The sequence below is a fragment of the Thermococcus celer Vu 13 = JCM 8558 genome, from assembly GCF_002214365.1.
GTDB classification, from domain to species: Archaea; Methanobacteriota_B; Thermococci; order Thermococcales; family Thermococcaceae; genus Thermococcus; species Thermococcus celer.
Map to the genome: position 1 here is coordinate 432,933 of NZ_CP014854.1, position 24,663 is coordinate 457,595.

Genomic DNA, 24,663 nt, shown 5'->3' on the forward strand with positions numbered 1-24,663 from the left:
GTGAAGATGGAGAAGGAGAAGGTTCGCATCGGGTTCTACGCCCTCACCTCATGCTACGGCTGTCAGCTGCAGTTCGCCATGATGGACGAGATACTCCAGCTCATCCCGAGGGCGGAGATAGTGTGCTGGTACATGATTGAGAGGGACTCCTACGAGGACGAGCCCGTGGACATAGCCTTCATAGAGGGGAGCGTCTCCACGGAGGAGGAGGCCGAGCTCGTTAAGAGGATACGGGAGAACGCGAAGGTTGTGGTGGCCGTGGGGGCCTGCGCAACCCAGGGCGGGGTGCAGAGCTGGGAGCAGGAGAAAAGCCTGGAAGAGCTGTGGAAGGCCGTCTACGGAGATGCAAAGGTGAAGTTCCAGCCCAAGCTTGCCAAACCCGTCGATGAGTACATCAAGGTAGATTACCGGATCTACGGCTGCCCGCCGGAGAAGAGGGACTTCCTCTACGCCCTCGGCACCTTCCTCGTCGGTTCGTGGCCGGAGGACATAGATTATCCGGTCTGCGTGGAGTGCAGGCTGAAGGGAAACAGCTGTATCCTCATCGAGAAGGGCGAGCCCTGCCTCGGTCCGCTCACGAGGGCCGGTTGCGACGCCCGCTGTCCGGGCTTTGGGGTGGCGTGCATCGGATGCAGGGGGGCGATAGACTACGACGTCGCCTGGTTCGACTCCCTCGCCAGGACGTTCAGGGAGAAGGGGCTCACGAAGGAGGAGATACTCCAGCGCATGAAGATATTCAACGGCCACAACCCGAGACTCGAGGAGATGGTCGAGAAGGTCTTTCAGGGGGTGGAAGAATGAAGGAGATCTACCTTCCAATCACCGTTGACCATATAGCGAGGGTCGAGGGAAAGGGCGGCGTTGAGATAGTCGTGGGCGACGATGGTGTCAAAGAGGTCAGGCTCAACATCATAGAGGGCCCGCGCTTCTTCGAGGCCATAACCGTGGGCAAGAAGCTTGAGGAGGCGCTGGCGGTTTACCCGAGGATATGTTCCTTCTGCTCCGCCGCCCACAAGCTCACCGCGGTTGAGGCGGCGGAGAAGGCGGTCGGTTTTGAACCCCGCGAGGAGATTCAGGCCCTGAGGGAGGTCTTATACATTGGCGACATGATAGAGAGCCACGCGCTTCACCTCTACCTCCTCGTCCTGCCGGATTACCTCGGGTACTCCAGTCCGCTCAAGATGGTGGAGGAATACAGGAAGGAGATAAATATCGCCCTTGAGCTCAAGAACCTCGGGGGCTGGATGATGGACGAGCTCGGGAGCAGGGCGATACACCAGGAAAACGCGGTTCTCGGGGGTTTTGGAAAACTGCCCGGCAAGGGCACCCTCGAGCTCATGAAGAAGCGCCTCGCTGAGGCGCTCCCGAAGGCCGAGTACACCTTCGAGCTCTTCACGAAACTGGAGCAGTACGCGGAGGTCGAGGGGCCGATAATCCACATGGCGGTGAGGCCACGCAACGACGTTTACGGGATATACGGCGATGCCATAAGCGTCAGCGACGGCTTCGAGTTCCCGAGCGAGGATTACAAAAAGCACATGGTGGAGCGCGTCGTTGAGCACAGCTTCGCCAAGCACAGCTTCTACAACGGGGAGAAACCCTTCATGACCGGCGCGATATCCCGCCTCACCAACCACGCCGACAAACTCTACGGGAGGGCGAAGGAGCTCTACGAGAGTCACAGGGAGTTATTCAGACCGACAAACCCCTTCACCAACAACCTCGCCCAGGCCCTCGAGCTGGTATACTTCACGGAGAGGGCGATGGATCTAATAGACGAGGCCCTCGCGAGGTGGCCTGTGAGGCCGAGGGATGAGGTGGAGGTCAGGGACGGCTTCGGCGTCGCCACGACCGAGGCCCCGCGCGGGATACTCGTCTACGCCCTCGGGGTGAAGGACGGTAGGGTCTCCCACGCGGACATCATAACGCCGACCGCCTTCAACCTGGCGATGATGGAGGAGCACGTCAGGATGATGGCGGAGAAGCACTACAACGACGAGCCGGAGAGGCTCAAGCTCCTCGCTGAGATGGTGGTCAGGGCCTACGACCCGTGCATCTCCTGTTCGGTGCACGTGGCGAGGCTCTAAGGTCTTTCCCAAATTTTTTAATGATAAACGAAAGAGAAAAGCAGGGGAGAACATGGCCGAGGATATTGGGTCGTCTCGGAGAACGCTCACCAAAGCCACGGAGCTCACCGAGAAGTACGGCATGTTGCCCAACGACGCCCTGATACTCGCCACCGGTATCGAGCATGGCTTCGTCTTGGCGACCCTTGATGATGATTTCTTTGAGCCCGCGGAGGCAGAGAACGTTGAGATCATAACGGGGTGATCCCGTGAGAACCCTCGTCCTCGCCCTCGGCAACGAGCTCATGACCGACGACGGGGTGGGCCTCAGGGCCGGCCGGCTTCTCCTCGAGAGGGGTTGCAACGTCCTTGAGGTGGGCACGGACGTCTTCCGGCTCTCCAGCTATTACAACGGAGAGGAGAGGCTGATAGTCATCGACGCCATCCTGAGTGGAGAACTAAAACCCGGAGAGGTGATCCACCTCCAGGGCGAGGAGGTTTTCGAGAAGCTCAGGGCGGAGATACGGAGCGCCCACTTCATGGGGGCGATAGAGGGGCTCAAACTGCTGATGTCGCTTGACGAACGATTGAAAAACGCTGAGCTCCACTTCATCGGCGTCGTTGCTAAGCGAATAGACCTCGGAACGGAACTCAGCGAAGAGGTCAGGAACGCCCTTCCCCGGGTCGTTGAGCTCGTCGAAGAATTATGTAAAAATTGAGTTAAATAATTGAGGAATTGCAGGAGAACGTCACTGGAAGAGGGGGAGCGCTTCCCTTACCCGCTTGAGAAGCTCCCTCTTCGCCTCGCCCTCCTCGAGGGCGACCTCCAGCACCTCGTCTATGGTCTCGACGGGAACTATCCGGATCCTCTCCGCCTTGTCCTTGCTGAGGAAAACGTCCTTCTCGTTGCTCTTGGGGATTACGACGGTCTTTACGCCGGCCTCTATCGCGGCCTCTATCTTCGGCGTGGCGCCGCCTATCGGTAGCACCTCGCCCCTAACGCTCAGGGAGCCGGTCATCGCCACGTCCTGCCTTATCGGTATCCCCTCGAGGGCCGAGATGACGGCCGTGGCGACGCTTATGCTGGCGGAGTCCCCCTCCACGCCCTCGTACGTCTGGAGGAACTGGACGTGGATGTCGTACCTGCTGATGTCCTCGCCTTTGTAGCGCTTGATTATCGCCGAGACGTTCTGCACCGCTTCCTTCGCTATCTCGCCGAGTTTTCCAGTGACTATTATCTTGCCCTCCTCCTTGCTCGCGGCCGGGGCAACCACCGCCTCGATGGGAAGCACTATGCCGCTCTGCTCGCCTATGACCGCGAGACCGTTGACGCGGCCTATCTCGCTCCCCTCGGTCTTTATCACCTGGTACTCCTTCTTGCGCTCGATGTACCAGTCGGCGAGTTGCTTCTCGAGGGGCTTCGCCATCCTTATAGCCTCGAGAACGTCCTCGCGCTCCACGTACCTCTTGCCCTTCTTCACAGCTATGTCACCGGCGGCGCGGACGATGCCGCCGAGGTCACGCAGGCGGAGGGTTAAATGCCCCTTCCTGCCGGCACGCTTCTGGGCCTCGCGGACTATCTCCTCAACCGCATCGCGCGTGAAGTGCGGGATCTTGCCGTCGCGCTTTACCTCCTGGGCGACGAACTGAACGAGCTTGCGCCTGTTCTCGAGCGTGTCCGGCATGGTGGTGCGCATGTAGACCTCGTAACCGTAACCCCTTATGCGGGAGCGGAGGGCCGGGTGCATCTTGTCGACGGTGTCGAGGTTCCCGGCGGCGACGAGGATGAAGTCACAGGGAACCGGCTCGGTTCTGACCATCGCACCGCTTGACATCTCGCTCTGGCCCGTTATAGAGAACTTCTTCTCCTGCATCGCCGTGAGGAGGCTCTGCTGCATCTTCAGGCTCAACGTTGCTATCTCGTCGATGAACAGGACGCCACGGTGGGCGCGGTGGATCATGCCGGGCTCCACCCTCTCGTGGGCCGGCGTGCCCAGACCTCCGCTCTGGAAGGGGTCGTGGCGAACGTCGCCGAGGAGCGCACCAGCGTGGGCCCCGGTGGCGTCGATGAACGGAGCCTTGTTCCTGCCGCAGTTGTCGACGAGCAGTTTGGGAACGAGAACGGAGTTCTTGAAGCGCATGTTGGAGAGGGCCATTATGGTGAGTATTATGACGAAGAGGCCCATGAGGAGCGTGGTGGCGGTGAACTGCAGGAAGAGGGCGAGCATTACCGTGAACATGACGAAGAGGAGTATGTACGATTTTATGCTCTCCTGGCCCTTCGCCTTCTCGCGGTACCTCTCAACTATCCTCCTCCCCTGGCAGGCCGGGACGGTCTTTATTTTAGGCATGTTCTCGTCTTCGGGGTTAGGAAAGACGAGGATGTCCTCAAGGTTCTCCGTGGGCAGGAGCTCGGCCATCGCCTGACCGAGCATCGACTTACCGGTTCCGGGTTCACCTATCAGAAGAACGTGTCGTTTCTGGTTGGCGGCCGTTTTTATAACCTCGACCGCGTGCTCCTGCCCTATGACCTGGTCGATGAGCTTTTCGGGGACGTGAATCTCCTCGGTCGTGTTAAACTCCACCCCCAGCTCGAGGTTCTCTCCGTACTCCCCGGGGACCAGGGTTTCTCCCTCAATCTTTTCCTCTTCCCCCATTTCTCTTCCCTCTTTTCGCTCTCTCAGAGTGGAATGCCCCGGGCGATTTATAACTTTTTTGAGGCGGGCAAGAAAAAAGCTAAAATAGGGCCTGGCACACAGATATCCCGGTGGGAACTATGAAGGTTGAGGATCAGATAATATTCACCGCACGTCACGGGGACTGGAAGGTGGCGGAGGGGCTGTTCGAGCTGGAGGACGAGAAGGTGGCACACTTCATAGCGAGCGTGGCCAACACGGCCAACCCCCGGATACCCGGGTACCTCACGGAGGTTATGAACGTCGACGAAATAATGAACCTCTCCGGAAAATTCGAAGATAAAGACCTGAGTGAAACCATCGTTGCCCTCAAATCGCCGGGGACCGCGAGGACGCTCGGCAAACTCGTTTTCGAGGAGGACAAGAAGCTCAAGAAGCATCTCACTGAGGTAGCCAGGGCCCTGCTCGTCAGGGAGACGCTCTCAAAAAAGGTGCCGGTTGAGTATCCAGAGAAGCCCCTGAGCGGGGTCAGGATCGAGTTCCCCTACGAAGAGGAGCACATCAACTTCGTGGCCTTCCACCTCGGCGGGAAGACGAAGTGGAGGGCCGTTAGACGGCTCATCATAGATGAGAAAACCCCCATGGCGGACGTTGCGAGGCTCCTCGCGAGCATAAACGAGAGCATCACGCTTAAGCTCCCCGTTTACGCAGGAATCGACACGGAAGGGATAGAGGCCTGGTTCGGCAGTTCCAAGAAGGTAAAAAAGGCGGAGATAGCCGCGGTCGTCGAGAGGTACCTGGAGTTCCCGGCCGAGGACTACGCCCCGGCCGGCTTCGAGGGGCACGCAAGGGTTTACGCCCTTAGAACCGCCCTTGAAAAGATTGGACTGCCGCTGGACGTTCCGGCGAAGAGCCTTGAGAAGTACCTCGAGAAGAAATGATGAGGCCGAGGACACCCGAGGGGAGCCGATGAGGAGTCTTCGCTTCGCTGATCAAGAATGAAACCCGAAAGTTCCCTTCCCCCCAATATTTATTGGTGAGCGAGATGGAAACTGTCAAGATCAGGCGGGAACTGCTGGAGTACCTGTTGGAACTCGCCCGCGACTTCTACCCCAACGAGTTCGCGGGCTTCCTGAGGGCGAAGGACGGGGTGTTCGAGGAGGTTCTCATAGCCCCCGACCCCCACTTCGGCAGGAGTTCCGCGTTCTTCAACACCTGGATGCTCCCCCACGACGAGAGCATCAAGGGGACGGTTCACTCCCATCCCGGGCCGAACCCGAGGCCTTCAGGGGCCGATCTGCACTTCTTCTCCAAGTTCGGGGGCGTGCACCTGATAATCGCCTACCCCTTCGTGGAGGGGAGTGTAAGGGCGTACCGCAACGACGGGAGTGAACTCCGGGTGGAGGTCGTGGAATAGAACATGGCCCATCACATCTGAAAAATTCTTAAAAGGAAACCCTCTTAACCCATGCGAGGGTGTTTAACATGAAGATCGGAGAATTCCTCGACGAGCTGAAACCAAAGCAGAGGGAAGCGATCCTCAGATGCGCACGGGAAAGTGGTATCATCGACCTCGAGGAGGAAGTCGAACTCAACGTGGAGGATAATGTGATAAATTTCCTGAAGGCCATTTCGAATCCGCTGAGGCTTAAGATACTCAAACTCCTGAAGGACAACTGGCTCTGCGTGTGTTTGATATCCAAGATACTGGACAGGGATCAAACCCTGATAAGCCACCACCTGCGCACCCTCAAGTCACTCGGGCTGATAAGCGAACGACGGGAGGGCAAGATGCGCTTCTACAGGACCAACACGGAGGTCCTTGAGGGGTACCTTTCCAGGGTGAGGGAGGAGCTGGTGTAAGCATGAACGAGTTCCAGAGACGGGTGGATGAGCTCATAGAGGAGTTCGGCGGCTACTGGGAGCCTTTCCAGATGCTCGCGGCGCTGGTGGAGGAAGTTGGAGAACTCGCCGATGAACTGCTGAAGGTCGAGGGGGTTAAGGGAAACGGCGGTCGGGAGGGGCTCGAGGAGGAACTCGGCGACGTTCTCTTCGCGCTCGCCTGCATAGCCAACCACTACGGAATAGACCTACTGGAGGCCCTCGATAAGAGCGTTGGGAAGTACCGTGAGCGTGACAGGGAACGGTGGTCCAACCGCACGTGATGCTTCCAGAGGTATGGTCCATAAAACTTTACATAATGTAACGCTACAGGATTAAATTGTGCCAAATTAGGTCATAAAATAAATGACCAAATGATTAAAAATCTTCCAAATTATCGAAACATTTTTATAATGGATCCCGTACATTCTTATAATGGATCCCGTTAACTCCCAGTGTAAGTTGGGGGTGTGGAGACATGGTGGATAAAATAACCGAAATTGACGTGAAGATCCTGAAGCTCCTCGCCAAGAACGCCCGTCTTACCTACAAGGAGCTCGCTGAGATCCTTGGCACCACAAGGCAGAGGGTATCCCGGAGAATGGACCGTTTGGAGAGGAAGGGAGTCATAAAGAAGTACACGGTGATACCCGACTACGATGCCCTCGGCTACGCCCACGTCATCCTGGGAATAACCATCAAGCCCTCTGTCAACGTAGATGAGGTGATCCCCGCCCTTCTCGAGGACGAAAACGTCAAGATAGTTGAGCGCGCCCTCGGTTCGCACAACCTCGTCGTGCACATCGTCGGACCCAAGGACATGAAGGAGATCGAGAAGACCATAACGGACGTGTCCAGGAAGATACCCGGAATAGACGAGCTTGACATAACCTTCGTCACGGAGATACTTAAGTTTGATGTCCTTTGACATCTCCCCACTTTTTATCAGAGGGAAAAGAGTAATAAAGCATACCTCGCACTCTTCCAGGGTGTCAGAGATGCTCGAGAAAGTGGCAGTGGACGTAGCAGTGGTCGCGGGACTCGGTGTTGGTGCGTACATTTTCAGGGCCCTTGACGTTAAAGGTACGGTTGCCGCCGCACTGCTTGGGCTTCTGGTCATGGAACTCGGGGGGTTCTATCCGTTCCTTGCCCTGCTGACCTTCGTTATTCTCGGCGTCCTGGCCACCAGGTATAGATTTCATGAGAAGAGCCTCCTGGGCGCCGCCCAGAGCAGGGGTGGGATAAGGAGCTGGGGGAACGTTCTCGGCAACGGTCTGGCGGCCCTGATCTTCCTCACCTTTGAGTACTTCTCCCGCCAGGACGTCTTCTGGGCTGCGAGCTTCGCGGCGATAGCCACGGTCAACGGCGATACGCTGGCGAGCGAACTCGGCAAGGTCTTTGGGAAAAACCCGAAGCTCATCACGACCCTTAAACCCGTCAAACCAGGCGTTAACGGGGCGATCTCCTGGGCGGGGGAGCTCTTCGCCCTCCTTGGATCGGTAGTCATTGCCTTACTTGCCATTCCCCTGACGAAGGCGAAGGTTACGATGCTGCTGGCGGTTACCATCGGCGGGTTCATCGGCGTCAACCTGGACAGCCTCATCGGAGCGACCCTCGAGAAAGAGGGGATAACGGACAACAACTCGACCAACTTCCTCGCGAGCCTCTTCGGGGGCTTCATCGGCGCGGGCCTCTTCCACATACTGGCGTGAAGTTTTAAAGGTCGGCGGATGATGAAACGGCGGATTCCCGAGCGGTGAGGATGACCTTAGGGCCTGACGCCGTGGCGTTTTGGAATCAGTCTCCTTCCTCCAAGTTCCGGGCGTACTCCTCGTAGATCTCCCAGAGGGAAACGAGCGCCGCCGGGATACCGTGCTCCGTGGCGAAGGTCATGTAGGGGGCGAGGTCAACGACGTAATCGGCGAACCTGAAGAGACCGCGCGGGATGCCCTCCCTGGAGCCGACGAAGATGACCACCTCCTTAGCGTAGAAGGCGTCCCTCGCGAGGTCGGCCTTGACCTCCGCGAGCGTCGGACCCTTGGGGTCGGTTATTATCAGCAGCCTCTTGGGCCGTCTCTTGTCGCGAACCACTTGGTAGAGGTCCCAGACGCTCACGGGAACCTTCTCGACCTTCCAGGGGTAGGCCTCGCGCTGTATCCTGTGCCTGCTCTCCTGCCCAATCCTCACGCCCTTCAGGAACTCGGCCAGCTCGAAGGCGTCCATCTTCTCCTTGGGGGCAATTATCAGCTCCTTCACCTCGAAGGCCTGCGCCGCCCTCCCTATCTTCTCGCCGAAACTCCTGCAGGCTTTGTAATCCCCCCAGTAGGGCATCTGAACGAGGGTGACCTTGCGGAAGAGCTTCCTCGCGTCTATCTTATCCGGGGTGAACTTCCGGAACTCCTCGCCGGGAAGGACGGATACGTAAGCCCTGTCACCTATTATCTCCACCTGAACGACCTTATCAGGCCAGCTCAGGTTCACGTCGGAGTTCGTGAGTTCCCTTATCCTCGCGCCGAGCTCGCGGTTAACGTCAACGCTCGTGAAGCCGTGCTTCCCACGCCTCTTGGTCTTCACGGCGAAGGTCTCATCCTCACCGATGAGGGAGGCGATTTTTTCCGCGGAGGAGACGATGGCCTCGAGCTCCGCCGGAACCTCGACGAGAACGGGGATTATCCTCTCCACCTCGGGGATCTCGAGTATCCTCTCACCCGCCCCTTCATCTCCGGCCTCGACTATCACGAGCCCCGAGTATCCCATGGGAGATATCCAGATCTTCGCATCGGGCAGGGCTTCCTTAACGTAGTTCGCGGCAACGCCTTCCATACCCCTCTGGGTTTTGACGATGAACTTCATAACGGCACCCCCTCTGGAGAAAAGATCGCAGGTTTAAAAGCCTGCCGAGAACGGCTGCACAGAAGAGGAGTTGAGAGGCCCTCAGGCCTCCGGCTCGGCGAGGACCTTTATCTTCCTTATCTCGGCCCTCTTTATCGGGTATATCCTCCTGGCTTCCTTGGCTATCTCCGCGGCCATCTTGCCACTGACCGCCTCGAGCACGAAGTCCCTGTAGTTGAGCTCCTCTGCCTTCTTGTAGATGATGTCCCTGATTATCTCCCTGATGGCCCTCTCCTGGCTGGTCTGTATCCTCCTGTAGGCTATGACCATGCCCATGACGCGGAGTTTGTAGCCGTCCTTGGTGGTGACGTTGAAGATACCGTCGATCCTGGTGGTTCTCCTCCTGACGAGCGAGCGGATGTAGCTCCTCGCGAGGGTGTGGCCCTTGAACTTGGTGTAGGCGTTCTGCCCCTTGACGTCGTAGATCTGGAAATAGAGCTTGACCTGGCCCTTGGTGAAGTCGCCGGTGAGGTCCCTGAGGGTGGTCTCTATGACACGACCGATGACCTTTTCGGGCTCGTCAGCGGGGGTGAGTCCTATCTCTTTGCTCCCGAAGAAGTCCGGAGCGTAAACCACGTACCACTCTTTCATCTTCCACTTATCCTTGGTGGCAGCAGCCCTCTTCCTTGGGTTACCCTTCGCCATCTTCACACCTCCAGTTCACACGTTTTCGGTAACATCTTCGGCGATTTTGACTGAAAACACCAAATCATCCAGCGCTTTGATGAGTGTCTCAATCTCACCCGAGTATTTAACCTTTGTTATGACGTCCCCATCTTCCCATCGGGTTATCACATTTAAACTTTTCTTCAGGCCGTCGGGAAGGTTCGCGTTGTCAACCTCCAGTGCCTCTGCTATGGCCTCTGCCCTCGTGGCTTCGCCGTAGTGCCAGACTATCTCTGCCTTCGCCTCAATCCTCACCGTCGTTACCTCCGATCTGCTTTCTGAGAGCCTCGTTGAAGAGCCTTATGAACTCGTCGATCTTTCCCCTGGGGAAGCGGATTCCCGCGGCTATGGCGTGTCCGCCGCCCTCTCCACCGAGTTTCTCGGCGACCTCCCTGAGCGCCTCTCCGAGGTGGTAACCCTTCGCCAGCGCCTTCTCCGTGGTCCTGGCGGAGCCCTTCACGAGGTTCGGATCCTCGTCGCTGTCGGCGAGCACCACGACGGGCTTCTCCGGGCTGGCGAGACCGGCGTTTATCGCCATGTTGGCGGCTATCCCAACGAGGGTGTCCCTGATGTTTCTGCCGGCGTAGAAAACGTAGGCGTGTTCTCCCTCCTCGGCCATGCTCCAGTTCTGGATGAGGAACTTCCTGGCCTCTATCTGCTCCCGCTTGTAGTCGTCCAGCATCTTCCTGGCCCGTTTGAAGGCTTCCTCGTCGCCGAGGCAGATGGCAACGCCCAGCGTTCCCGCGTTGAGCCTTCCGGTGGCGTTGAGGAGCGTCGCGAACTCCCTCGCCTCGTGCCTTGGATCGCCCTCGGGGTAAAGCGGGCTCACCACGACGTCCCCGATAAGCCTGTCTATGGCCTCCTTGGGGGCACCGTGCTTTATCAGGTGTATGACCAGCGCATCGTGGAGCCTCCTCTTCTCCTCCTCGCGGAGCTGCCAGTACCTCATGTCCGGGTCGAAGTCCCTGGAGCGAAGCCACTCGATGGCCTTCCTCTCGTCCCCGGTTATCTCTGGAATCTCCGGGTTGGTGGCGTAGGCCAGCATCTTGTAGAGCGGGCGGCTCTCCCTTCCGAAGAGGCGGAGCTCCTTTCTGACCTCGAGGATACCGAGCTTCTTCCCGTCTTCGATTATATCAAGGTTGAGGCCGTGGAAAGTTCCGTCTATCTCCTGCATGTCTCCGACCGCGCCCACGAGGGCAAGGTACGAAAGGTCTTTGTTTTTCCCGTCCATCTCCTTCGCAACGAAGTAGGAGACGCCGGAGCCGCTGAGGTCCCGAACGCTGTTGGCACCGAAGGGAACGGGGTTCACGAGCAGGTGCGAGTCCGTTGAGAACCCCTCCCTCTCGGGCGGGTGGTGGTCGGCAACGACGACCGTGGCGAAGTCGAGGTACCGCTCTATCAGGCTTATGGAACCGCTCCCGAGGTCGGAGAAGACGTACACCTCCCGTTTTTCCGAAGCGAGTTCCTTTATGAGCTCTTCGCTGAGCTGCTTGACTATGCTGAGCTGGAAACTCCCGCCTTCCCGGGCAACGGCCCTGGCGAGAATCGCCCCGGCGGTGATACCGTCGGCGTCCCGATGGGATATCAGCCGGATGGTGTGCCCTAACTCTACGTGCATCCTGATTAGCTCCGCTCCCTCGCGGACCCTCTCCAAGAAAGCGCCCCTGTCCATTTTACCACCTTATAAGAAGGAAAGGGGGTCAGCGAACCAGGAGCTTGGCCTGCTCCGGGTCGTAGCGCCACTTGGCGGGCAGCTTTCCGGTTCTCCTGTAGTACTTGACGAGCCTCCTTATCTTGCTCTCGGTGAGCTGGAGGCCCCTCATTGAGTGCCTGTCCTTTGGGTGCATCTCGAGGTGCTTCCTGAGGTTGACGGCCTTCCTAATGAGGGCCATGAGGTCCTCCGGGATCTGCGGCGCGAGGCCGTTCTCCTCGAGGATCTTCGTTATCTTCTTGCCCGTGATGAGCTTGACGCTCGGGATGCCGTACTGGTCCCTGAGGATGGTCCCTATCATCGCCGCGCTGTAGCCTTCCTTCCTGAGCTTGACGACGAGCCCCTCGACCTCCTCCGCCGTGTACTCGACCCAGGTCGGCGGAGCGGTCCTCGGTGGCCTCTTAGAACCGGACTTACCCCTCTTTCTCGCGTGCATCCTTGCCATACCTTACACCTCCCGGTGACGGCCAGCTCCCGCCAGCCGCCCCTTCGCATCGGCGTAGAGGAAGGAGTTTAAAAAGTTTCCGTCAGTGGCAGTCCACAGCCCCGCCCTCTTTTCCTGTCCAGCTACACTTGTCAACGAGATTCCCGTCCGCATCGTAGAGGTAGGCGGTGTCACCGTTGTTGTTCCATACCGCGCTTCCCCTGCCCCAGTAAAGGTCGGTGGCGGTGTCCTCGCCGCTACCTGTGTGAACCTTAACGCTCGCCCCAGCCTTCAGGATAAAGCCAGAGGGGAAGGTATAGACGTGGTTCTTCTCGTCCATCAGTTTCCATCCGCTCATGTTAACGTCCTCAAAGAGCTCTCCGTTCGTTATAACGACGTATTCGCCCTCCACATCGTCCCCGGGCGGATCGTACTCCACGCGGGAGATGAAGACGTGGTGGCCCCCGAGGTCCCTCGGTAGGATCTCGCTCACCGCATATATCGTAACGAGAACTATCCCGAGCGCAACGGCGATCATTAACAGATACTCGATGCTCGAGGCCCCCCTTTTCATGCCCTCCACCGCATTTTCAGAATATGTTTCCGTCGGTAATAAGGATTTCTTTGGCGCCCGTTGTCATGAGGCAACACGTTCACCAAAAACCAGAGAACGTTGCTTTTAAGTTCAGGCCCGCAACAGGGCCGTAAACTAACTGCCTGGTAACTGGTAAAGAATCCCGAATTCCTCGGGGCAGCAGAGGGAACTTCGCCGTGTTAAAAGGCCTCATAAAATGGACCCTGCATATGATGGGAATTGAGAACCGCAGGAACCCAGAATGGCTGGTAGCGGGGGGAGGATTTGAACCTCCGACCTCCGGGTTATGAGCCCGGCGGGCACTCCTAGCTGCCCCACCCCGCTGCTCGACCCGTAGTTAGTGAACCGTGGAGGGTTTATAAATCTTGCGGCGGGCGAGGACTTATAAGAAGAGAATCCCAATCGGGTAAGGGTGATGGAATGTACCTGACGAAGGAGGAAGAGCTCATTCTAACCGGCGAATACGGTTACGCCCTCCAGAAGGCGATGGAGATCCTCGTCGCCCTCGGCGAGATCTACGGTGCCGACCGGCTGATTCCCATCAAGAGTGCCCAGGTCGCGGGAGTTTCATACAAGAACATCGGCAACGCTGGAATCGAGTTCCTGCGCGACTTCGTCGACGCCGGGGCGAGGGTGAGCGTCTACACGACACTCAATCCAGCGGGAATCGGCAACGACGAGTTCATGGAGAAGCAGGCGGAGGTCCTCGAGCTCTACAGGAGGATGGGGATCGAGGCAACCTCCACGTGCACCCCCTACTACGGCGCCAACCTCCCGAAGTTCGGCGACCACTTAGCCTGGAGCGAGAGCTCGGCTGTTTCCTTCGCCAACTCCGTGATAGGCGCGAGAACCAACAGGGAGGGCGGACCTTCGAGCTTGGCCGCCGCCATCGTCGGGAAAACGCCGAACTACGGCCTACACCTCGACGAGAACCGAAAGGCCACCGTGAAGGTCAAGGTGGAGGCCGGGGTTAAAACGTTCGTGGACTACGCGGCGCTCGGCTACCACCTCGGGAAGAGCCTCGGAAACGACGTGCCCTACATCACGGGACTAAAACCCGAGATGAGCGAGTACCTCAAGGAGATGGGCGCGGCCATGGCCGCCAGCGGTTCCATAGCCCTCTACCACGTGGAAGGCGAGACACCCGAGTGGAGGGGCGCGGTGGTCGATAAGGTCGAGACGGTAACGGTTGAGGACTCCGATTTGAGGGCCGTCAGGGAGGCCTTCAGCGACGACTGGAGCGGGATAGACATGATTCTCATCGGCTGTCCCCACGCTTCCCTTCCGGAGATAAAGGAGGTTGCGGAACTCCTCAGGATGCGCGGGAAACCGCTCAAGATACCGCTCTTCATAACCGCGAGCAGGGCGGTGAAGGCCCTCGCCGATGCCCTCGGGTACACCGGGACGATAGAGAGGTACAACGGGAGGATCATACCCGACTCCTGTTTCGTGGTCTCGCCGATAAAGGGCTGGTACCGTGGTGTGGCCACCAACAGCGGGAAGAGCGCCTTTTACTTCCGCTCCTTCGGCTTCAGCGTGCGGCTGGACGACGTGGAGAACCTAATTAAAGAGGCTCCGTGAGGTGGGATCATGAAGCTCAGGGGAAGGAAGATAGTCGGTGGAAAGGCCGAGGGGGAGCTGATAGTCTCTCAAAAGCCCCTTTCGTTTCTCGGTGGTGTTGACCCCGAGACCGGCATAGTCACGGACGCCGAGAGCGACATACGGGGCGAGAGCGTGGCAGGGAAGGTACTCGCGTTCCCGCGCGGTAAAGGCTCGACCGTCGGCTCGTACGTCATCTACGCGTTAAAAAAGAACGGTAAGGCGCCGAAGGCCATAATCGTCGGAGAAGCCGAGACGATAGTCGCGACTGGCGCGATAATAGCCGGCATCCCAACGGTGGACGGGATAGACGTATCAAAGCTCAAGACCGGAAAACGCGTCCGCGTCGATGCCGACGACGGGCTGGTCGAAGTTGAGGAACAGGGTTTTTAAGCCGTCCACACTACTTGGCCTTAGGGGAGTCAAATGGGAAAGGGGATCTACGAGTGCGTCAACTGCGGCCACAGGGAGGTTCTGGACTCCAACGAGCCCATCATCGAGAAGGGCTGTCCTGTATGCGGGGGCGACATGGTCCTCGTCAGCTTTCAGGCCGAGACGCAGGGGCCCGCCTTCGAGGTAGCCCCCCCTCTAAGGCCCACGGGCCCGCCAGAAGCCCTCGAGAAGAAACTCAAGGAGTTTTACTCCCTCGAACTCGAGGGGGTGGAGGGCGACGTCTTCGTTTTCAAAGTTCGCGAGGTTCTGGAGAGGAACTTCGAGAAGGTTCTCGGAGAGCTCGAAAAACTGGGCTACTGGGCCGCCCTCAAACGACGCCATGGGGACCCCACCCTCTTCGTGTTCCCGGCGGGCGAGATCAAAGAAGATAGAAAGTGGCTTCCGTGGGTACTTCTGATAATCACCATCTTCACGACCTTCCTCGCCGGCTACTCCCTCTCGCTGAGCTACATCCAGACCCTGAACGACTACGGCCTCCCCGGGATAAGGAACCCCTACGTCAACGCCCTCGCCTTCTCGGTGAGCGTCATGGCGATACTCGGAACCCACGAGCTCGGCCACAAGATAGCCGCGGCCTACCACGGTGTCAGGGCCACCATGCCCTACTTCATCCCCTTCCCGAACATCCTCGGAACGCTGGGGGCGGTGATACGGGTCAAATCTCCCCTCCCAACGAGGGACGCCGCCGTAGACCTCGGGGTCAGCGGTCCCATTGCAGGGTTCCTCGTGGCGATCCCGGTCAGCATAATCGGCCTCAGGCTCTCCGTCCCGGTGCCCCAGCACCTGATTCCGCCGGCGGAGCAGGGAATATCCTTCGGAGAGAACCTCTTCTTTTTGCTCATCGAGAAGTACCTCGTCACGTTCCCCAAGGACAGCGTCGTGTTCCTCCACCCCGTGGCCATCGCCGGCTGGGTCGGGATCCTGGTCACGTTCCTGAACCTCATCCCCGCGGCCCAGCTGGACGGGGGGCACATCGCCCGCTCCTTCCTGAGCGACAGGGCCCACAGGTACTTCACCATGGCCGTCGGCCTCCTCCTCGTGGGCATGAGCTTCCTCTGGGTTGGCTGGCTCATCTGGGGAACCCTCGTCCTATTTATGGGCTCTGTGGGCAATCCCGGGGCCCTCGATGAGGTTTCCCCGATCTCAAAGAAGCGGCTCGCACTTGCGGTTCTGGCGGTTGTGATCTTCGTGCTCTCCGCGACGCCGGCTCCCCTATCGGTCAGCGGATAGGCCGTTTTTTCCTCTCCTTCAGTATCTGCTCTATGTCGTAGTAGATCGAGTCCCTCGACACCCCGAACATCCTCGCTATCTCCGAGATGTTGAGAACCTTCGGGTTGTAGTTGAAGCTTTTGAGGACCTTAGCGAGAAGTTCCCTGCGCTCTTTGAGCTGGTATTCGTTAAACGGCCTCGTTTCAAGAGGGGCGTTATAGACGATGACCCCGACCGCGTACGTTCGCCTCGTCACGGGGGTTGTGTAGGTTCCAACCTCGAAGTCCAGGACCTGGGCCCCCTCGGGCAGTAACGTGTTCAGCTTTTCCAGCGCCTTCTGGATCGCGTCCTCCTTGCTCTTTCCGTGCGCGTAATCGGCAAGGACACCCTTTCGAGCGTTGCCGCGGGGATCGAGGAGGAGGGTTATCGTGAGGTTCATGAAAGCTCCGAAGGTGAGATGGATCTTTGATGATTTTATAACCCCTGGTTTAAACGATAGGAGATTCCTTGATTTGACTACCACATTGTTTACACAATCCTCAATATCAACTGATTCGGATTGGATAGCCACCAGCTCCACACGATCACCCCTGCGCTTTCCACATTATTGGGGAGATTTCACGTAAATTTGAGGAAAAAACTATATAAGCTTTTCAGCCAAGAAGGGTATGAAGTAACTCTCCGGAGGTGAAATGAAATGAAGAGGAAGGCGCAGGGTGCCATCGAGTACCTGTTCATGATTGCGGCCGCCCTGATAATAATTCTGATAGTGGTCAGACAGCTCCAGGGCAGGGGAAGCACCGCCAAAAGCACTATCAACACGACAGAGGGGGAGATAAACAAGACCCTCGAGAATATGAAGGGCAGCTGATGGGCAGCGGTAGTTGAAGTTTTTATTATTTTATTTAATTTGATTATTCTATTCTTTCGAATGTTAACTGATGGGGTGGGATAATGAGAAGAAGTGCACAGAGTTCACTTGAGTACATATTAATGTTCGCGACAGGGTTACTTTTGGTGTTATTTGTAGTCAAATTTCTGAAAACAGACCCCCATCGGACAGGCAGCCAACTTCTTGAGAATGAAATTAGCGGAGTATCCCAGGCTCTTAGTGAGCTTCAAAATGGGGGTTAACCAGTAAGCTCAACCTCAAACCCGTTCCCGGTTATTTTTAATTCGGTTTGGGAAACTTTTTGAACCGTGGCATTAGCCCCTGCAATTTTAAGATGAAGGTCCCCGCAGTACACATCCACTGGAGCGTTTGTTTCCTGGTGGAGTTTTAGGTGTCTTGCCCCGGCAAAAATTGTTATCTCATGGGTGAAATTGAACACAAGTGGCAAACTCACCGAGGATAAAAGGATCTCGCTCCCGTTTAGAGACAGTTCAAACGTTGTCTGCTCAGAGGGAACATTGGAGTATTGTGTTACAAGGTATGTGCCATTATTGAGATTGAGCCTCATCAGAGTGCGGAAGTCTAAGGTTACATTATGATCAACCGCATAAAGCTCTGCAATTTCCGTTGAGTTTACCCAAACAATCACCCTACCATTATAAGTGCCTATATAAAGTGGACCTTTGGGGTTGCTGACAATTGATTGTGAATACATTTCCAAGACATCTTTGTTATCATAAGACTCGCCGTATAACAATGCTGAGCTCATTCTCACCGCCGATATAAAGCTCCGAAGTTGATCTCTGAATTCCTTGTTAACCCACTTGTAATATGCCCAAGTGCTAATGACGAAATGTTTAACCCCCTCCTCTTTAAAGATCTTAAGCATCGTACTGGAGTTGAGACCTTTGAGTAAAATTAAACCAAACGCATCAGTGTAATATGGAACGGTATTTGTGCCCAAGTAATATGTATTCATTGGATTCAGAGAATAAGTTGTCTCTGGATTGATGTTCACGGAGGAAAGGTAGCCCCTGAGGTCATCCCTCATCGTTTTTGTGTGAACTGCATAGTTAAACTTTAGATTTCCGTGGGGATACTGGTAAATGATTCCAAAATCCGCCACCAAGAACAATAGGATAATGAGAAATTCCAGAATGTGCGTATGTTTCCTGTGTACTATGGTGGGAAGAGCGTAAAGAATGTCTGCAAGCAGGATATTCACTAACAATAAGAGAGGCAGGATAAATCTGGCTGTGATGATAGATGGGGACACCCCAAAATACACAAACGCTGTTATCATTGACAGGACAACTATGGATCTGCCAAGCGGAGATATGGGAACCTTCTTGGAAAATGCCCATATGGCCAATACCAAGAGTGCCAATAAAACAACTGGAAGAACGAACATCCAGAACTCCAGAGTGTTCCTATAAATGTCCTTGAAAAGGTCACTGGCAAATACAAAGAGATTTATTATCGGAAAATGTCTCCTTCCCTGTATCAGATACGTCTGAGATAGATAGTCTGGGCTAATGGCTATTCCCAAAGATCCCTCTACTACTATTTTTGGCAAAAAGACTGCAAAAGCCAGAAGCAGGACGCGTTTTAGGTTATGAAGTGAAAAGCTAATCATATCCCTTACTTGGGGAAGGTACGAGGAGTTGAATATTTTTAAAGTCAAACTACCCCAAATGAGGAGAAGGATCATTATGGGGATAATCTGGTCCCAATAAGTAACTCTATGAATAACCGGCACCACAACGACAGCTCTAACGTACCAGCTCGGCCATAGAATGATCGTGGCCATCACCAAAAGAGTCATTACGAGGTAAGCTGTCGCCAGTATAAAGACCTGACGTCGGTTGAAGATAACCCTCACCGCTCCTTGAAGGTGTGAAACAATGAGCTCGCTCCTGCTGAACAATATCACGATGTAGAGAGCAAGTGCATACGGGAGGATGGTGAACTTGGATGCACTCCCGAGGCCTGCCCAGAATAATGCTATGTATGCATATTTATCATTTCCTGTTTTTTCGTACCGAATAAAATGGTAAACGGACAGCAGCGTGAAAAATTCAATAGACGATTCATGGAAGACCAAGGAGTTCACTTCAATCAAGAGAGGATCGAGGGTTAACAATCCCGAGAGAATAAGACCCAATTTCCAGTCTCTAATCTCTTTGCCGATGTAGTATGCCACAATCAGTGACAGAAGACCAAAGAGAACTGATAGCATCCGGCCGGCTACATAACTGTCTCCGAATACCCGTAACCAGAGGGAAAGGAGGTAATAATAGAATGGAGGGTGGACTGCGAAGATATCTCTGTATGGTAGATAGCCATGGTTGATCAATCGGGCAATTAGAAGATACGTACCCTCGTCATAGTCGAAGTATTCACTCATAAACGTGAATGCACAGTAAATTCGCATCAGGGCATAGAGTGCCAATATCAATAGCATGCCCATCCACTGATGCGCTCTTCTCATTATCATCCCTCACTCTTTGATTAATCACTAAATTCAGAGAGCTTATTAGGAATAATCATTCTTTCCTCCATTTCTTTGTTTCTATTACGTTCAGAGTTCTAACTGAACGTCTACTGGCAATGGATAGACATCGTCGCCTGGATTATCAATATCCTGCCGCATCAGCCCAACACAGATTTCAGATTATTTATAAACTTGCCTACCTCTAATTTCATCTTTTTAAGGGCTCTCGCGGAAATCAACATCAGTGCAATATCATCAGATCACCCAATCACTCTTCCGCTGGTGGTGAAGCTCCATTGCCTACTATTCGAAATTATCAGGCAAAAAACTTAATACACCCAAATAGATAACCCAACTTTAGAGGTGATACCATGGGCTTCCTTTCATTCGGCTCGAAGAAGGGCAAGATCAAAAAGCTCATAGAGGAAGAGCGCTTCGACGAGATCGTACCGATGGTTGTAAAGGACAAGAAGGCCCTGAACGCACTCATAGAACTCCTGGACGACCCGGCCCCGGGTATACGGGGGGACGTGCTTCTACTGCTGGGGAACGTGGTCGAGCAGAGAAGCGACGTTATCGAATCCCGGGTGGGGACGATATTCCCGAAGGCCATCGAGCTGACAAAGGATAGGAACCCCTACGTGAGGGAAAACGCGATGGTACTGTCCTACGAACTGGCCCGCAGGTTCCCGGGGGCCATGAGGGGTCTGAACGATTCCATAGTCAACACCGTAATGGAGGAACTCCGGGACGGTGACAAGAACACGAAGGGGTTTATCCTGATGCTCCTCGGCGAGCTGGGGTCGAGTGAGGCCAGGAAGTACCTGGGGGATCTCATCGAGGGAGTAAGGGGATACGTTGAGGAACTCGTGGACGTCGAGGACAAGGTCATACTGCCCTTCGAGGGTAAGAAGTGGGTCTCGCTTGGGGAGATAGCCAAAGAAACCCTCGAAAAGCTCTCTTGAGGTGTCTTCATGATTGGGGCGTTGCTGTTTCTAATCCTGCTGGTGGTGGCCGTTTACCTGATCATCAAACTAACGGTGGCGATCCTGAAGTACCTGATAACCAACGCGGTCGTGGGTCTAATACTCCTCTGGATACTCAACACCATTGGGGTAACGCACGTCCGGTACACCCCCCTCAACATCCTCATCGTGGCCGTGGGCGGCGTCCTTGGGGTTCTTCTGCTGGTTATCCTCTCGTGGCTGTAGTCCTTGCGGATTTCCACCCCCGTCTGACCCCATCTAAATCTTTATAAGTTCCCTTTCCGTGCCCCTTCTGGAGCGAGAAAGCTTTGGAGGGTGATGCTCATGTCTCACAAGTCAGCCGAGATGTACGAGCTCAAGAAGAAGGTGGAGGAACTGAAGGGTTATCGAGGTCGGGCGACCGAGCTCGTGAGCCTTTACATCCCCGACGGTTACGACATAAACAAGGTCATGCAGCAGCTCCGAGAGGAGTACGGGACGGCCCAGAACATAAAGTCCAAGTCCACCCGAAAGAACGTTCTCGGGGCCCTTGAGAGGGCGATGCAGCACCTAAAGCTCTATCGAACGACACCGAAGAACGGCCTCGCGCTCTTCGTCGGCAACGTCAGCGAGCAGGAGGGGGTGAGCGACATAAGGCTCTGGGCAATAGTTCCCCCCGAGCCCCTCAAGGTTCGCCTCTATCGATGCGACCAGACGTTCGTGACCGAGCCCCTCGAGGAGATGCTTCGGATCAAGGACGCTTACGGCCTGATAACCGTCGAGAAAAACGAGGCCACGATAGGACTCCTTCGCGGCAAGCGCATCGAGGTGGTAGAAGAACTGACCTCCAACGTCCCGGGTAAGACCCGAGCCGGTGGTCAGTCGGCGAGGCGTTACGAGCGAATTCGCGAGCAGGAAACCCACGAGTTCATGAAGCGCATAGGCGAGCACGCCAACGAGGTCTTCCTCCCGCTCCTCGAGAAGGGTGAGCTGAGGGGCATAATCATTGGGGGGCCCGGGCCGACCAAGGAGGAGTTCGTCGAGGGCGAGTACCTCCACCACGAGCTCAGGAAGAAGATAATCGGTGTCGTGGACATAAGCTACCACGGTGAGTACGGCCTCAAGGAGCTCGTGGAGAAGGCCAGCGACATACTCAAGGACCACGAGGCCATCAAGGAGCGACACCTCATCCAGAAGTTCTTCAAGCACCTCGTGAAGGACACGGGAATGATAACCTACGGCGAGAGGGAGGTCAGGAAGGCCCTTGAGCTCGGCGCGGTGGATACGCTCCTCATAAGCGAGGGCTACGACAGGGTTCGCGTTAAGGCGGTGTGCAACAACTGCGGCTGGAGTGAGGAGAAGACGATGAGCGAGGAGGAGTTCCACGTGTACAGGAAGAGGCTCACCCACTGCCCCAAGTGCGGGAGCCAGAACATCGGCTTCGAGAAGTGGGACGTCGCCGAGGAACTCATAAAGATGGCCGAGGAGAGCGGTGCCGACGTCGAGGTGATCTCGCTCGACACGGATGAAGGCCAGCAGTTCTACAAAGCCTTCGGTGGCATCGGGGCGTTTCTTAGGTACAGGATTCAGTGAGAGGGTAACCCCGTTTGTATATTCCTTCTACCGTAAATTCATAACCCTTGGAACACCCACGCGGCTTTTGGGGTGGAGAACTACTCGAGCCCCCTTTACGAGGAATTTACGATGAGATAGAGCTGAAGCCTTTCAGCAGGGAAGTGTCGGAGGCGTTTCTGAAGAGGGGTTTCGAGGAGGTTGGGCTGACGTTTCCGAAGACGAAATAAGGGAGCGGTCAACGAGCCCGATCGCATTCCCGGGTGGCCGGTTGAATTCGGGGAAAGAAAACGAGCGATACGGAATAATCGATCCCGTGGTGGAAAGAGTATTAAAGAAGTGACTACATCCTCTCCGGGGCCTCCACGCCGAGCAGTTCGAGCGCGTTCCTCAGGACTACCTTCACCGCGAGCACGAGCAACAGCCTCTCCTCGACCACTCCGCTCCCGGCCTTGAGCACCGGGTGATCCATGTAGAACCTGTTGAAGAGCGAGGCGAGCTCGTTGGCGTACCACGGGATCAGGTGGGGTTTGATGTCCCTTCCGGCGCTCTCCACGACCTCGGGGAACTTGGCGAGGAGCTTTATGAGTTCCTTCTCCCTGTCCGTGAGCCTCGAGAAGTCGGCCCTCTCGAGCAGGACATCCCATGAGGTATCTATCCCCTGCTCCGCGGCCTTCCGCAGGATCGAGGCACAGCGGGCGTGGGCGTACTGGATGTAAGGAGCGCTCTCCCCCTCGAAGTTGAGGACGTCCTCCCACCTGAAGGTTATCACCTTGTCCGGGCTGTACTTGAGCAGGTTGAAGCGGACCGCCCCGACGCCCACGGCCTCGGCTATCTCATCCTTCTCCTCGTCGGTCAGGCTGGGGTTCTTCTCCTCCACGAGCTCCCTTGCCCTCTGGACGGCCTCGTTGAGGACCTCGTCGACGGTGAAGCCGACCCAGGTCCCCTTCCTGCCGGAGAACTTGCCCTCGGGCCGGACGACGTGCTCATACGATAGGTGATGGAAGTTCTCGGCGGAGTCTTCGAAACCGAGGAGTTGCAGGGCGTACTTCACGGCCATCTGCGGGTGCCTCTGCTCGGCGCCGATGACGTTGACAACGATGTCCGCGCGCCCGAACCTTCCGGGCATCTCCTCCCCATCCGGAGCGGTTGTCCAGGTCTCGTCGTCCCAGGGCCTGTAGAGCATGTCGGCGCTCACCTTTCCGAACTTCCAGAGGTGGTAGGCTATGTCCTTGCCTGTGTAGGTCGCGGTTCCGTCGCTCCTCCTCAGGACGAGGAACGGGTTCTTCATGTCGGGGAAGAGTTTCCTGAGGTCCATCACGAAGGCCCCTTTGTACTTGCCCTCCGTGACCCAGAAGAAGTTCCCGTTGTTCTCGATGAGTTCGTAGGCCTCCTCGAAGATCCCGCTCCTCACTATGTCGCTCTCCCAGCTCAGCAGGTCGTAGCTCACGCCCATGCGACGGGTGGTCGCCATCTGGGCCCTGACGACGCGTTCCGCGAGCTTCCTGCCGATTTCGGCGATCTCGTTATTTCCTTCCTCCAGCTTCTTCATCAGCTCGCGAACCTCCCCTTCAATCTCGGGGTTCTGGGCCATGCGTTCGTTGACCTCGACGTACAGCAGACCCATCACGTGGTCTATGAAGTCCTCCTTCAGGCCCCTCTCCCTGAGCTCCGCTTCGAGCCTCTCGAACTCGTCCCTCAGGGCCAGGTAGCCCCAGAGAACCTGGGCGAACTGGACGCCGAGGTCGTCGATGTAGTTCTGGACCTCCACAGTGTAGCCGAGCTTTCGCATTATCCTGGCGGTGGTATCGCCCAGAACCGCGTTCCTCGCGTGGCCCATGTGGAGGGGCTTGGTCGGGTTCACGGACGTGTGTTCCACCACCACTTTCTTTCCGGCCCCGACGTTCCCCTCACCGTAGGCCTCTCCCCCCTCGAGTATCTCGCGGACGAGTCCCTTCCCAAAGGTCTCGTAGTCCAGGTAGAAGTTCACGTAACCGTTCACGGCCTTAACCTCGGCCACCTCGTCCGGCAACTTCCCCCTTAACCTCTCGACCAGCTCCTCGGCGATGAGCTTCGGTGCCCTCCTGAAAACCCTCGCGAGCTGGAATGAAACGGCAGTTCCAAAGTCTCCGAGCTCGATGCTCGGGGTGTCGTCGAGGGTTACCTCGCCGTCCCACTCCTTTCCTGCCTCGTCCAGCATTTCCTTTAGGGTTTCCTGAAGGATGAGCCTGATCCTCTCCTTAACCCGGGCGTATCCCATTCCGATCACCGGGACAACTTGGGCCCAACCTTTAAAAAGTTCTCCGGAGAATTTACTTTGGGGATGGGTATGAGACACCACGTTGGGGAGCACAAGGCTAAGAAGGGACTGATAAGGATAGAGTTCGACGAGAGGGACGGGAAGGCTGAGAGAGTCAGGATCACCGGGGATTTCTTCATGCATCCGGAGGAGGCTGTTCAGGAGCTCGAAAGGAAGCTTGAAGGGCACAGGCTGGAGGAACTGGAGCAACTTATAGACGAGTTCTTCGCGGTTAGGATGGACTTGGAGACCCCCTACGTTAACGTCGAGGACTTCAAGATAGCCCTTAAAAACGCCCTGAAGGAGTGA

28 protein-coding genes and 1 tRNA gene are annotated in these 24,663 nt (G+C 56.3%); 18 read left to right on the forward strand and 11 right to left on the reverse strand.

Annotated features, from left to right (window positions below; genetic code table 11):
* Positions 1-6 precede the first annotated feature (6 nt).
* The 4 genes from hydD to A3L02_RS02425 are packed head-to-tail and all read left to right on the forward strand — an operon-like array spanning position 7 to position 2,785.
* The gene (hydD, locus tag A3L02_RS02410) at positions 7-801 is read left to right on the forward strand and encodes an NADPH-dependent hydrogenase/sulfhydrogenase 1 subunit delta (RefSeq protein ID WP_088862453.1); all 795 of its coding nucleotides are present in this window, start codon (positions 7-9) and stop codon (positions 799-801) included.
* Entirely contained in the window at positions 798-2,087 is a 1,290-nt protein-coding gene (gene hydA / locus A3L02_RS02415) for an NADPH-dependent hydrogenase/sulfhydrogenase 1 subunit alpha (protein WP_088862454.1), read from the forward strand. Before hydD ends, hydA begins: the two co-directional genes overlap by 4 nt.
* A gap of 52 nt (positions 2,088-2,139) precedes the next feature.
* Positions 2,140-2,331, forward strand: a complete 192-nt coding sequence (locus tag A3L02_RS02420) for a PIN domain-containing protein (protein WP_088862455.1) — start codon at positions 2,140-2,142, stop codon at positions 2,329-2,331.
* Positions 2,332-2,335: 4 nt separating this feature from the next.
* Positions 2,336-2,785 (forward strand): hydrogenase maturation protease, encoded by a 450-nt coding sequence (locus A3L02_RS02425; RefSeq protein ID WP_088862456.1) that lies wholly within the window; start codon positions 2,336-2,338, stop codon positions 2,783-2,785.
* Between the two features lie 30 nt (positions 2,786-2,815).
* Here A3L02_RS02425 and lonB read toward each other — a convergent pair whose 3' ends face one another.
* Complete coding sequence (gene lonB, locus A3L02_RS02430) at positions 2,816-4,723, reverse strand: ATP-dependent protease LonB (RefSeq protein ID WP_088862457.1); 1,908 nt, start codon at positions 4,721-4,723, stop codon at positions 2,816-2,818.
* Positions 4,724-4,842: 119 nt separating this feature from the next.
* On the opposite strand from lonB, the gene A3L02_RS02435 reads away from it, so the two are divergent.
* The 6 genes from A3L02_RS02435 to A3L02_RS02460 all read left to right on the forward strand — a co-directional run bounded on the left by A3L02_RS02435 (position 4,843) and on the right by A3L02_RS02460 (position 8,295).
* A complete protein-coding gene (locus tag A3L02_RS02435; protein WP_088862458.1) occupies positions 4,843-5,643 on the forward strand; it encodes a DUF2666 family protein in 801 nt (266 codons plus the stop codon).
* Between the two features lie 104 nt (positions 5,644-5,747).
* Positions 5,748-6,119 carry a Mov34/MPN/PAD-1 family protein gene (locus A3L02_RS02440; protein WP_088862459.1) on the forward strand — a complete coding sequence of 124 codons (372 nt, stop codon included), beginning with the start codon at positions 5,748-5,750 and terminating at the stop codon, positions 6,117-6,119.
* Between the two features lie 68 nt (positions 6,120-6,187).
* On the forward strand, positions 6,188-6,565 hold the full coding sequence (locus A3L02_RS02445; protein ID WP_088862460.1) for an ArsR/SmtB family transcription factor: 378 nt from the start codon (positions 6,188-6,190) through the stop codon (positions 6,563-6,565).
* Positions 6,566-6,567: 2 nt separating this feature from the next.
* Complete coding sequence (locus A3L02_RS02450) at positions 6,568-6,867, forward strand: MazG nucleotide pyrophosphohydrolase domain-containing protein (RefSeq protein WP_088862461.1); 300 nt, start codon at positions 6,568-6,570, stop codon at positions 6,865-6,867.
* Between the two features lie 194 nt (positions 6,868-7,061).
* The gene (locus tag A3L02_RS02455; RefSeq protein ID WP_088862462.1) at positions 7,062-7,511 is read left to right on the forward strand and encodes an Lrp/AsnC family transcriptional regulator; all 450 of its coding nucleotides are present in this window, start codon (positions 7,062-7,064) and stop codon (positions 7,509-7,511) included.
* 70 nt (positions 7,512-7,581) lie between these two features.
* Positions 7,582-8,295 (forward strand): DUF92 domain-containing protein, encoded by a 714-nt coding sequence (locus A3L02_RS02460; RefSeq protein ID WP_088862463.1) that lies wholly within the window; start codon positions 7,582-7,584, stop codon positions 8,293-8,295.
* Positions 8,296-8,380: 85 nt separating this feature from the next.
* Here A3L02_RS02460 and A3L02_RS02465 read toward each other — a convergent pair whose 3' ends face one another.
* From A3L02_RS02465 to A3L02_RS02495, 7 genes are all read right to left on the reverse strand, one after another.
* Complete coding sequence (locus A3L02_RS02465; RefSeq protein ID WP_088862464.1) at positions 8,381-9,436, reverse strand: SPOUT family RNA methylase; 1,056 nt, start codon at positions 9,434-9,436, stop codon at positions 8,381-8,383.
* Positions 9,437-9,517: 81 nt separating this feature from the next.
* Positions 9,518-10,120, reverse strand: coding sequence for a 30S ribosomal protein S3ae (locus A3L02_RS02470; protein WP_088862465.1), 603 nt, complete (start codon positions 10,118-10,120; stop codon positions 9,518-9,520).
* A gap of 15 nt (positions 10,121-10,135) precedes the next feature.
* The gene (locus A3L02_RS02475) at positions 10,136-10,396 is read right to left on the reverse strand and encodes a KEOPS complex subunit Pcc1 (RefSeq protein WP_088862466.1); all 261 of its coding nucleotides are present in this window, start codon (positions 10,394-10,396) and stop codon (positions 10,136-10,138) included.
* Positions 10,386-11,813 (reverse strand): single-stranded-DNA-specific exonuclease RecJ, encoded by a 1,428-nt coding sequence (locus tag A3L02_RS02480; protein ID WP_088862467.1) that lies wholly within the window; start codon positions 11,811-11,813, stop codon positions 10,386-10,388. Before A3L02_RS02480 ends, A3L02_RS02475 begins: the two co-directional genes overlap by 11 nt.
* A gap of 28 nt (positions 11,814-11,841) precedes the next feature.
* On the reverse strand, positions 11,842-12,297 hold the full coding sequence (locus A3L02_RS02485; RefSeq protein ID WP_088862468.1) for a 30S ribosomal protein S15: 456 nt from the start codon (positions 12,295-12,297) through the stop codon (positions 11,842-11,844).
* 82 nt (positions 12,298-12,379) lie between these two features.
* Positions 12,380-12,850, reverse strand: coding sequence for a lamin tail domain-containing protein (locus A3L02_RS02490; protein WP_088862469.1), 471 nt, complete (start codon positions 12,848-12,850; stop codon positions 12,380-12,382).
* A gap of 267 nt (positions 12,851-13,117) precedes the next feature.
* Positions 13,118-13,195 (reverse strand) — tRNA-Met (locus A3L02_RS02495).
* A gap of 96 nt (positions 13,196-13,291) precedes the next feature.
* On the opposite strand from A3L02_RS02495, the gene A3L02_RS02500 reads away from it, so the two are divergent.
* The 3 genes from A3L02_RS02500 to A3L02_RS02510 are packed head-to-tail and all read left to right on the forward strand — an operon-like array spanning position 13,292 to position 16,153.
* Positions 13,292-14,452: an aconitase X catalytic domain-containing protein gene (locus A3L02_RS02500; RefSeq protein WP_088862470.1), complete on the forward strand. Its 1,161-nt coding sequence runs from the start codon at positions 13,292-13,294 to the stop codon at positions 14,450-14,452.
* 9 nt (positions 14,453-14,461) lie between these two features.
* Positions 14,462-14,863: a DUF126 domain-containing protein gene (locus A3L02_RS02505; RefSeq protein WP_088862471.1), complete on the forward strand. Its 402-nt coding sequence runs from the start codon at positions 14,462-14,464 to the stop codon at positions 14,861-14,863.
* A gap of 33 nt (positions 14,864-14,896) precedes the next feature.
* Positions 14,897-16,153, forward strand: coding sequence for a site-2 protease family protein (locus tag A3L02_RS02510; RefSeq protein WP_088862472.1), 1,257 nt, complete (start codon positions 14,897-14,899; stop codon positions 16,151-16,153).
* Here the strand turns inward: A3L02_RS02510 and A3L02_RS02515 are convergent.
* Positions 16,143-16,571 (reverse strand): hypothetical protein, encoded by a 429-nt coding sequence (locus A3L02_RS02515; RefSeq protein WP_088862473.1) that lies wholly within the window; start codon positions 16,569-16,571, stop codon positions 16,143-16,145. The genes A3L02_RS02510 and A3L02_RS02515 overlap by 11 nt on opposite strands.
* A 258-nt stretch (positions 16,572-16,829) precedes the next feature.
* Between A3L02_RS02515 and A3L02_RS02520 the strand changes: the two genes are divergently transcribed.
* Complete coding sequence (locus tag A3L02_RS02520; protein ID WP_088862474.1) at positions 16,830-17,003, forward strand: class III signal peptide-containing protein; 174 nt, start codon at positions 16,830-16,832, stop codon at positions 17,001-17,003.
* A 259-nt stretch (positions 17,004-17,262) separates the two neighbouring features.
* Here A3L02_RS02520 and A3L02_RS02530 read toward each other — a convergent pair whose 3' ends face one another.
* Positions 17,263-19,521 (reverse strand): ArnT family glycosyltransferase, encoded by a 2,259-nt coding sequence (locus A3L02_RS02530; RefSeq protein ID WP_088862476.1) that lies wholly within the window; start codon positions 19,519-19,521, stop codon positions 17,263-17,265.
* A gap of 368 nt (positions 19,522-19,889) precedes the next feature.
* Here A3L02_RS02530 and A3L02_RS02535 point away from each other — a divergent pair, with 368 nt between their 5' ends.
* The 3 genes from A3L02_RS02535 to prf1 all read left to right on the forward strand — a co-directional run bounded on the left by A3L02_RS02535 (position 19,890) and on the right by prf1 (position 22,076).
* Positions 19,890-20,483: a HEAT repeat domain-containing protein gene (locus A3L02_RS02535; RefSeq protein WP_088862477.1), complete on the forward strand. Its 594-nt coding sequence runs from the start codon at positions 19,890-19,892 to the stop codon at positions 20,481-20,483.
* 9 nt (positions 20,484-20,492) lie between these two features.
* Entirely contained in the window at positions 20,493-20,729 is a 237-nt protein-coding gene (locus A3L02_RS02540; protein ID WP_088862478.1) for a pro-sigmaK processing inhibitor BofA family protein, read from the forward strand.
* A 99-nt stretch (positions 20,730-20,828) separates the two neighbouring features.
* On the forward strand, positions 20,829-22,076 hold the full coding sequence (prf1, locus tag A3L02_RS02545) for a peptide chain release factor aRF-1 (RefSeq protein ID WP_088862479.1): 1,248 nt from the start codon (positions 20,829-20,831) through the stop codon (positions 22,074-22,076).
* 322 nt (positions 22,077-22,398) lie between these two features.
* Here prf1 and A3L02_RS02550 read toward each other — a convergent pair whose 3' ends face one another.
* Positions 22,399-24,315 (reverse strand): arginine--tRNA ligase, encoded by a 1,917-nt coding sequence (locus A3L02_RS02550; RefSeq protein WP_088862480.1) that lies wholly within the window; start codon positions 24,313-24,315, stop codon positions 22,399-22,401.
* Between the two features lie 69 nt (positions 24,316-24,384).
* On the opposite strand from A3L02_RS02550, the gene A3L02_RS02555 reads away from it, so the two are divergent.
* Positions 24,385-24,663, forward strand: coding sequence for a lipoate protein ligase C-terminal domain-containing protein (locus A3L02_RS02555; RefSeq protein WP_088862481.1), 279 nt, complete (start codon positions 24,385-24,387; stop codon positions 24,661-24,663).